This is a genomic window from Morganella psychrotolerans, from assembly GCF_965118875.1.
Classification (GTDB): Bacteria; Pseudomonadota; Gammaproteobacteria; order Enterobacterales; family Enterobacteriaceae; genus Morganella; species Morganella psychrotolerans_C.
On sequence record NZ_CBCPJD010000004.1, the window covers coordinates 378,304 to 386,274 of the forward strand.

Genomic DNA, 7,971 nt, shown 5'->3' on the forward strand with positions numbered 1-7,971 from the left:
CCTTACTTATCCCTTTCCAGCCCGAGGCGCTGTCCGGCATAAGAGCCGTTCTGCACCCGGCGCCACCAGGTTTCATTATTCAGATACCATTCCACCGTTTTGCGTATCCCGGACTCAAAGGTTTCCTGCGGACGCCAGCCAAGGTCACGCTCAATTTTGTCAGCATCAATCGCATAGCGCAGGTCATGACCAGGGCGATCAGTCACATAAGTGATTAAATCGCGGTACCGAGCAACACCGGCGGGCTTTTGAGGATACAGCTCTTCCAGCAGTGAACAGATGGTTTCGACAACCTGAATATTTTTGCGCTCATTATGACCGCCGATATTATAGGTTTCGCCAATTTTTGCCTGCATAACAACGGTATAGAGTGCACGCGCATGGTCATCCACAAACAACCAGTCGCGGATCTGTTCGCCTTTGCCGTAAACCGGCAGTGGTTTGCCTGAAATCGCATTGAGGATCACCAGCGGGATCAGTTTTTCCGGAAAGTGATACGGTCCGTAATTATTTGAGCAGTTGGTAATAATGGTCGGGAAGCCGTAAGTCCGCAGCCAGGCGCGCACCAGATGGTCACTGGACGCTTTGGATGCAGAATACGGACTGCTCGGTGCATACGGTGTGGTTTCAGTGAAAAAGCCATCCGGTCCTTCCAGGTCACCATACACTTCATCAGTGGAGATATGGTGAAAACGGAAAGCGGATTTTTTCTCTGCATCCAGAGCCTGCCAGTAATGACGGGCGGCCTCCAGCAGTGTGTAAGTGCCCACAATGTTGGTTTCGATAAAATCAGCCGGACCATCAATGGAGCGATCCACATGACTTTCAGCTGCCAGATGCATCACCGCATCCGGCTGATACTGTGCAAACACGCGGTCAAGTGCCGCACGGTCGCAAATATCAACCTGTTCAAAGGCATAGCGTGCATCATCAGCGACCGGCGCCAGGGACTCAAGGTTCCCGGCGTAGGTCAGTTTATCGACCACCACAACACTGTCAGTCGTATCACGGATAATATGACGAACAACAGCAGAGCCGATAAAACCGGCTCCGCCTGTCACTAAAATGCGTTTCAACGCCATACTCCTTTGGTGTCGATGATCCATTTCTGTGTCAGTTGGTTGCCCGGAATATTTCTGAATGGCGTGTGGTCAACGAGCAGCAAGATAATATCCGCGTCAGCAATCGCTTTGTCGATTGATGTCAGCTCTGCCAGCCCTTTCAGCTTATTCGGCAGTTCGTGAACATTCGGTTCAACCGCCAGGGTTTTCCCTGCATGCCACTCAGCCACCATTTTAGTAACATGAACGGCCGGGCTTTCACGTAAATCATCAATGTTTGGTTTAAATGCCAGACCAAAGCAGGCAATGGTCACTTCACTTGCGCGTTTGCCGGTTTCTGTCAGGCAATCCGCAACAGCGGCTTTCACCTGGTCGATAACCCACAGTGGTTTGCCATCGTTAACCAGACGCGCGGTATGGATCAGACGCGCCTGTTTCGGGTTCTGCGCCACGATAAACCACGGGTCAACTGCGATACAGTGTCCGCCCACACCCGGGCCCGGCTGTAAGATATTCACACGCGGATGGCGGTTTGCCAGACTGATTAGTTCCCAGACGTTAATGCCCTGATCGGCACAAATCAGTGATAATTCATTGGCAAATGCAATATTAACATCGCGGAAGCTGTTTTCAGTCAGTTTGCACATTTCAGCGGTACGTGCGTTAGTGATTACACACTCCCCTTCCAGGAAGATGTAATACAGGTCGCTGGCGCGTTTTGACGATTTTGCTGTCATGCCGCCGACAACACGGTCATTTTTAATCAGTTCAACCATTACCTGACCCGGCAATACACGCTCAGGGCAGTAGGCAATATCAATATCCGCGTCTTCACCCGCTTGCTGAGGGAAAGTCAGATCCGGGCGGGCTGCCGCCAGCCATTCTGCCATCTGCTCAGTCGCACCAACCGGAGAGGTGGATTCAAGGATAACCAAATCCCCTTTTTTCAGTACCGGCGCAATAGATTCTGCCGCTGACTGAACAAAGATCAGATCCGGCTCATGATCCCCTTTAAACGGGGTCGGCACTGCAATCAGGAACGCATCCGCAGGTTGTGGTTTGGTAAAAGCTTTCAGAAAACCGCCATCAACGGCTGTTTTCACAACGGCGCCTAAATCCGGCTCCACGATATGAATTTCACCACGATTAATGGTATCAACCGCATGCTGGTTCACATCCACACCAACTACTTTTTTCTGACGGGAAGCAAATGCTGCCGCTGTTGGCAAACCGATGTAACCCAGACCGACAACAGAAATAGTTTCAAAACTCATAATGTCACCTGATTGTTTTTCAATGCTTCAAGAATACGCTGGCACGCTTTTCCGTCCCCGTACGGGTTATGTGAACGGCTCATCTCATGATAAGCCGCCGGATCGGTCAGCAATCGTGTTACTTCGCGAACGATAGTGTCGGTTTCTGTGCCGACCAAACGAACAGTACCCGCGTCAACCGCTTCCGGGCGCTCGGTGGTGTCACGCATCACCAGAACCGGTTTACCTAATGACGGTGCTTCTTCCTGGATACCACCGGAGTCGGTCAGGATCATATAAGCATGGTTCATAAGATACACAAAAGGAAGGTAATCCTGCGGGCTGATTAAAACAATGTTGCTGATATCATGCAGAATACGTTTTACCGGTTCACTCACATTCGGGTTGAGGTGGACAGGGTACACAATCTGGACTTCCGGATGTGCAGTGGCGATTTCGGCCAGCGCATGACAAATCCGCTCAAAACCATCACCAAAACTTTCACGGCGGTGACCGGTCACAAGGATCATTTTTTTGCTGCTGTCGATAAACGGATACTTCGCATCCAGTTGATCCAGCAAATCTTTATCCTGCAGGATACGGTCACGGACAGACAACAACGCATCAATCACCGAATTACCGGTGACAAAAATATGACTGCCGTTTATCCCCTCACGCAGTAAGTTTTCACGTGAGTTTTCGGTGGGTGCAAAATGATACATCGCCAGATGTCCGGCGATTTTCCGGTTGGCCTCTTCCGGCCACGGCGAGTAGAGATTTCCGGTACGCAGACCGGCTTCAACATGTCCGACCGGGATGCGGTGATAGAACGCCGCCAGGCTGGTCGCCATAGTTGTTGCCGTGTCGCCGTGAACCAGAACGACATCGGGTTTAAAATCGGCAAAAACCGGTTTCAGACCTTCAAGAATATGACAGGTGATATCCGTTAAATCCTGCCCCGGGCGCATAATATTGAGATCATAATCAGGAGTGATCTCAAAAAGGTGTAAGACCTGATCCAGCATTTCACGATGTTGCGCGGTGACACAGACTTTTGCTTCAAAAGCGTTATCTGCGGCCAGCGCATGTACCAGCGGAGCCATTTTGATGGCTTCAGGACGGGTACCAAATACAGTCAATACTTTCACTGAGATTCTCTTTTATTTATATGATATCCGGCGTTAAGCCGGTGGCGGTTTCCCACCTTAAAACAGGCCGGAACGCAGGTTTCCGGCCGGTTATTTCTTATCGCAACTATTGCAACTACGGACGACGACGGGCTAATGCCACACCGGCTCCCGCCAGCGCACCGATAAAGCCCCACATAATCATCATGAACGCACGGCGCGGACTGTCGCGCTTGATTGGCTCATCCGGTGTACGCAGGTAACGATATGCACGGAAATTGTCATCCAGTGTCGGACCGACATTCAGTGTCGCTAACATGGCGATATTCTGCTCATAGTCTTTATCAAAATCCGGCCCGGTGGCTTCCAGTGTTTCCAGGCGTGCCTGCAACATTGGTGTGCCTAATAAAAAGAGCTGTGATTTCGGCAGTTCATTGACAGGAATATCTGTCTGGCTGCGGCTGATACCCTGTTTTTGTGCAGTCGTGAGCGCATTTTTCAGCAGACCGGTTTCGCGCTGATAAAGAGATTCAGCCACCATCTTCTGACGCTTCACCAGTGCTTTCAGTGACTGTGTGCGGGTTGCCCACGCGCCTTTCAGTTCATCATTCAGATTCAGAGCTGCACGGTTGCTGGCAAAATCAATATACTGACGCAGCAGTGCGGCGGATTCTTCCGCTGATTCAGCGGTTAATGTCAGCGTATCATTGACCAGTTTTTTAGTATCATCACGCGGGGTCAGCGTGATGTTGTTGATCATCTCATCCAGCAATGCAGCATCTGCTTTGGCATCATTTTCCATGCGGGATTTGTAATAATCCGTCTGTAGCCAGAAATCACGACGGGTATCATAAGAGGCCGCCTGAGTAATAAATTCCTGGTAAGCTTCATTCGGGATAGGCAGCAGTGCCGCCGATTCCTGAGCCGCATTCAGATGGTTATCCAGATTGCGCATAAATTGCTGCTGTGAATAATATCCGCCTAAATTATTAACCGTCGGATAATCAGTGATCGCCGTCGAGTTCCATTTTTGCTGCATAAAGTAACTGGCACCCAGAGATACCAGCGCAAACACAACAGCAATACCAACTATCCATACCTTGCCGCGCCACAATGAAACAAACAGCGCGCGGATATCTAATTCCTGGTCATACTGCATTTGTTGCGGGTCCGGATTATTTTCTGAACGCATATCAACACGAGCCTCTGTGGTTAAAAATTTAGTGTGTGGCCGATTTGCGACGCATACGGCGTCTGTGGCGTTTGATAAAACGGGCGACTTTCCAGGCGCGTTTAATGCAGTAGCCATACATAATAAAAGCAAGCAAGAACAGTGCCAACATCACCCATTCAGGGACAAAGCTGAGCATCTGTCCGGCAATACCAATCGCGGCTAACACAGCAGCCGCCAGGGTTATCACCACAAAAGATTCACGGGACGTAAACCCGGAACGCATAATCAGATGATGAATATGCTGGCGATCCGGTGAGAACGGACTCATTCCTTTACGCAGACGGCGGTACATGATTGCCACCATGTCCATCAGCGGAATAGCAATAATCCACAGTGCCGTAACCGCATTAATCGCATGCGGCTGCGCGCCCTGTGATGCGGACGTCAGTAACCAGATAATCGTAAAACCGATCAATGTACTGCCCGCATCACCCATAAAGACTTTAAAGCGGCGGCCGAACAGCCCTAAGTTAAAGCAGATATATGGCAGGATCGCGACAATAAAGGTAAAGCACCAGAACGCCAGACCACTGTTACCACTCACCGCAAACAAAATTCCCAGCGCGCCGAAAGACACACAGGAAAGCCCGCCGAGCAGCCCGTCAATGCCATCCACCATATTGAACGCATTTACCGCGCCCCATACCGCGAACAATGTCAGCACATAACTGAACGGACCGAGGGTCAGCTCCCATCCGCCGAATGCATGACCCAGGCTGTCGAGCTTCAGGTTGGCAAACACCATCATCACGATAGCAACTGCCGCCTGAATACCTGCGCGCAGTTTCACACTGATATCAAACCGATCATCCAGCGCACCCACAAAAACAAGCAGCGCCGCACAACCGAGGTAAATAAATTTATGTGCAATAAACTCATCACTGATGAGGAACGCAAAACAGACACTGATAAATATAGAAATCCCGCCGACTAACGGGACCAGTCCCTGGTGTTTTTTGCGGTAATTGGGTTTATCCACCAAACCGATAGCGACGCCGGCTTTACGGGCAACAAAGACCGTTACTGTAGCGAACACAAATATGATTAGGAGTTCAGTTAACATAGTGAGATTCACAACAACCCTTTTCAGCTATTTTTTATTATCCCTGCCGGCTGACAGCACCGCGCAGAACTTGCCATTTTCAGGCAAAATAATATATGCAAGAAACATACCATGCCCTACCCGGCAAGGGTTTCAAACATAACCGGTAAAAAAAAACGCCACATTGCATGCGGCGTTAGTTATAAAGTGTCGTCGAAAAGCTACGAGCGTTTCATAAAGTCGAAGAAATCTTCGTTCGTCTTCGTCATCGCCAGCTTATTGATCAGGAACTCCATTGCATCAGTCTCACCCATCGGATGGATAATTTTGCGCAGGATCCACATTTTCTGTAATTCATCCTGAGTCGTCAGCAGCTCTTCTTTACGTGTACCGGAGCGATTGTAATCAATCGCAGGGAAGACACGTTTTTCAGCAATTTTACGGGACAGGTGTAATTCCATATTACCTGTTCCTTTAAATTCTTCGTAAATGACTTCATCCATCTTAGACCCGGTATCAACCAGCGCGGTTGCGATGATGGTCAGGCTTCCGCCCTCTTCCACATTACGTGCCGCACCAAAGAAACGCTTAGGACGATGTAAGGCATTCGCATCCACACCACCGGTTAATACTTTACCGGATGATGGTACAACGGTGTTGTAAGCACGAGCCAGGCGGGTGATGGAGTCGAGCAGAATAATAACGTCTTTTTTATGCTCAACCAGACGTTTCGCTTTCTCGATAACCATTTCAGCAACCTGAACGTGACGGGCCGCAGGCTCATCAAACGTAGAGGCAATCACTTCGCCTTTCACCAGACGCTGCATCTCGGTCACTTCTTCCGGACGCTCATCAATAAGCAGTACCATCAGAACGCAATCAGGATAGTTGTGCGCGATATTTGCCGCAATATTTTGCAGCAACATGGTTTTACCGGCTTTCGGCGGTGCCACGATAAGACCACGCTGACCACGGCCGATAGGCGCTGCCAGATCCAGAACACGCGCGGTTAAATCTTCTGTTGAACCATTACCGCGTTCCATACGCAGACGTCGGTTTGCGTGCAGCGGGGTTAAGTTTTCAAACAGGATTTTGTTACGGGCATTTTCAGGTTTATCAAAGTTAACTTCATTAACTTTTAATAACGCAAAGTAACGTTCGCCTTCTTTCGGCGGACGGATTTTACCTGAAATGGTATCACCGGTACGGAGGTTAAAACGGCGGATTTGGCTTGGAGAAACGTAGATATCATCAGGACCTGCGAGGTATGAACTGTCACCGGAGCGGAGGAATCCGAATCCATCCTGCAATATCTCCAGCACGCCATCACCGAAAATATCCTCTCCGCTCTTCGCATGTTGCTTGAGGATAGAGAAGATGATGTCCTGTTTTCTCATACGGGCCTGATTCTCAAGCCCCATGTTTTCGCCAAGGGTAATCAGGTCTGATACCGGCGTATTTTTTAATTCGGTAAGATTCATAATGGTGGGTTCTTTGACTCGGGGTGTATCTCGGATTATGAACGTGAATAGTAAGGTAACGTCAGCGTTACCAGGTTAATTTGTTACAGAACCGATGTTCACGGTTTATACGACTGTTATGTGTATTTCCGCGTAATCGCCTGCAAGACTGACTGTGCACACCGGGCGCAAGGCAAGATGTGATACACATCCTATTTTGAGAGAACAAATTGGGTGACATTCCCGCAAATTAGATTTATCTCCGAGGGATAACCGGATAATGTGACCGGCGTATCGGATACCAAGATGTATCCGGAGATAACAGACTTTCAGACACTACAGAGTAGTCAGTATGCTATGCTGTCAGCAGAATTTAAACAATACCTGATCAGCTGGCGGTAACTTAACATGCTTCAGACAAGACGTCCAGCGGGTGAACACTGATAATTTGTTGCCGCCCCCGGACGTCTTAATAATATGCACTAAAATGAACAATCAGATATTATTATCGATGAACGTTTTCAGTTGTGTCTTAGACACTGCACCAACCTGGGTCGCTTTCACGCTGCCATCTTTAAACAGCAGCAGTGTGGGAATACCACGGATGCCGTATTGAGGCGCGGTCTGCGGGTTATCATCAATGTTCAGTTTAGTGATGGTAATTTTCCCTGCATATTCTTCGGCGATTTCGTCTAGAATAGGGGCAATCATTTTACAAGGACCACACCATGCCGCCCAAAAGTCAACGAGTACAGGGCCGGTTGCTTTTAACACGAGTTGTTCAAAACTGGAAT

General features: G+C 49.2%; 7 protein-coding genes. All 7 read right to left on the bottom strand.

Translation table 11 applies throughout. The features are described from left to right. Positions 1 to 2 precede the first annotated feature (2 nt). A complete protein-coding gene (gene rffG, locus ACMHKJ_RS07080; RefSeq protein ID WP_413492749.1) occupies positions 3 to 1,082 on the bottom strand; it encodes a dTDP-glucose 4,6-dehydratase in 1,080 nt (359 codons plus the stop codon). Next, the gene (gene wecC, locus ACMHKJ_RS07085; RefSeq protein ID WP_413492750.1) at positions 1,073 to 2,335 is read right to left on the bottom strand and encodes a UDP-N-acetyl-D-mannosamine dehydrogenase; all 1,263 of its coding nucleotides are present in this window, start codon (positions 2,333 to 2,335) and stop codon (positions 1,073 to 1,075) included. Before wecC ends, rffG begins: the two co-directional genes overlap by 10 nt. Continuing rightward, positions 2,332 to 3,462, bottom strand: coding sequence for a non-hydrolyzing UDP-N-acetylglucosamine 2-epimerase (gene wecB, locus ACMHKJ_RS07090; protein ID WP_413492751.1), 1,131 nt, complete (start codon positions 3,460 to 3,462; stop codon positions 2,332 to 2,334). The genes wecC and wecB overlap by 4 nt, the downstream gene beginning before the upstream one ends. Positions 3,463 to 3,577: 115 nt before the next feature. Continuing rightward, positions 3,578 to 4,633 (bottom strand): ECA polysaccharide chain length modulation protein, encoded by a 1,056-nt coding sequence (gene wzzE, locus ACMHKJ_RS07095; protein WP_413492752.1) that lies wholly within the window; start codon positions 4,631 to 4,633, stop codon positions 3,578 to 3,580. Between the two features lie 28 nt (positions 4,634 to 4,661). Next, positions 4,662 to 5,738, bottom strand: coding sequence for a UDP-N-acetylglucosamine--undecaprenyl-phosphate N-acetylglucosaminephosphotransferase (wecA, locus tag ACMHKJ_RS07100; RefSeq protein ID WP_413492753.1), 1,077 nt, complete (start codon positions 5,736 to 5,738; stop codon positions 4,662 to 4,664). A gap of 200 nt (positions 5,739 to 5,938) precedes the next feature. Next, complete coding sequence (gene rho, locus ACMHKJ_RS07105) at positions 5,939 to 7,198, bottom strand: transcription termination factor Rho (protein WP_413492754.1); 1,260 nt, start codon at positions 7,196 to 7,198, stop codon at positions 5,939 to 5,941. Positions 7,199 to 7,672: 474 nt separating this feature from the next. Next, positions 7,673 to 7,971 (bottom strand): thioredoxin TrxA (gene trxA / locus ACMHKJ_RS07110; protein ID WP_413482932.1); only part of this gene is annotated, 299 nt, incomplete at its 5' end.

What these genes read in the sequence shown, in the direction of transcription:
- rffG (WP_413492749.1), bottom strand. Translation starts at nt 1,082, where the DNA reads ATGGCGTTGAAACGCATTTTAGTGACAGGCGGAGCCGGTTTTATCGGC.
- wecC (WP_413492750.1), bottom strand. Translation starts at nt 2,335, where the DNA reads ATGAGTTTTGAAACTATTTCTGTTGTCGGTCTGGGTTACATCGGTTTG.
- wzzE (WP_413492752.1), bottom strand. Translation starts at nt 4,633, where the DNA reads ATGCGTTCAGAAAATAATCCGGACCCGCAACAAATGCAGTATGACCAG.
- wecA (WP_413492753.1), bottom strand. Translation starts at nt 5,738, where the DNA reads ATGTTAACTGAACTCCTAATCATATTTGTGTTCGCTACAGTAACGGTC.
- rho (WP_413492754.1), bottom strand. Translation starts at nt 7,198, where the DNA reads ATGAATCTTACCGAATTAAAAAATACGCCGGTATCAGACCTGATTACC.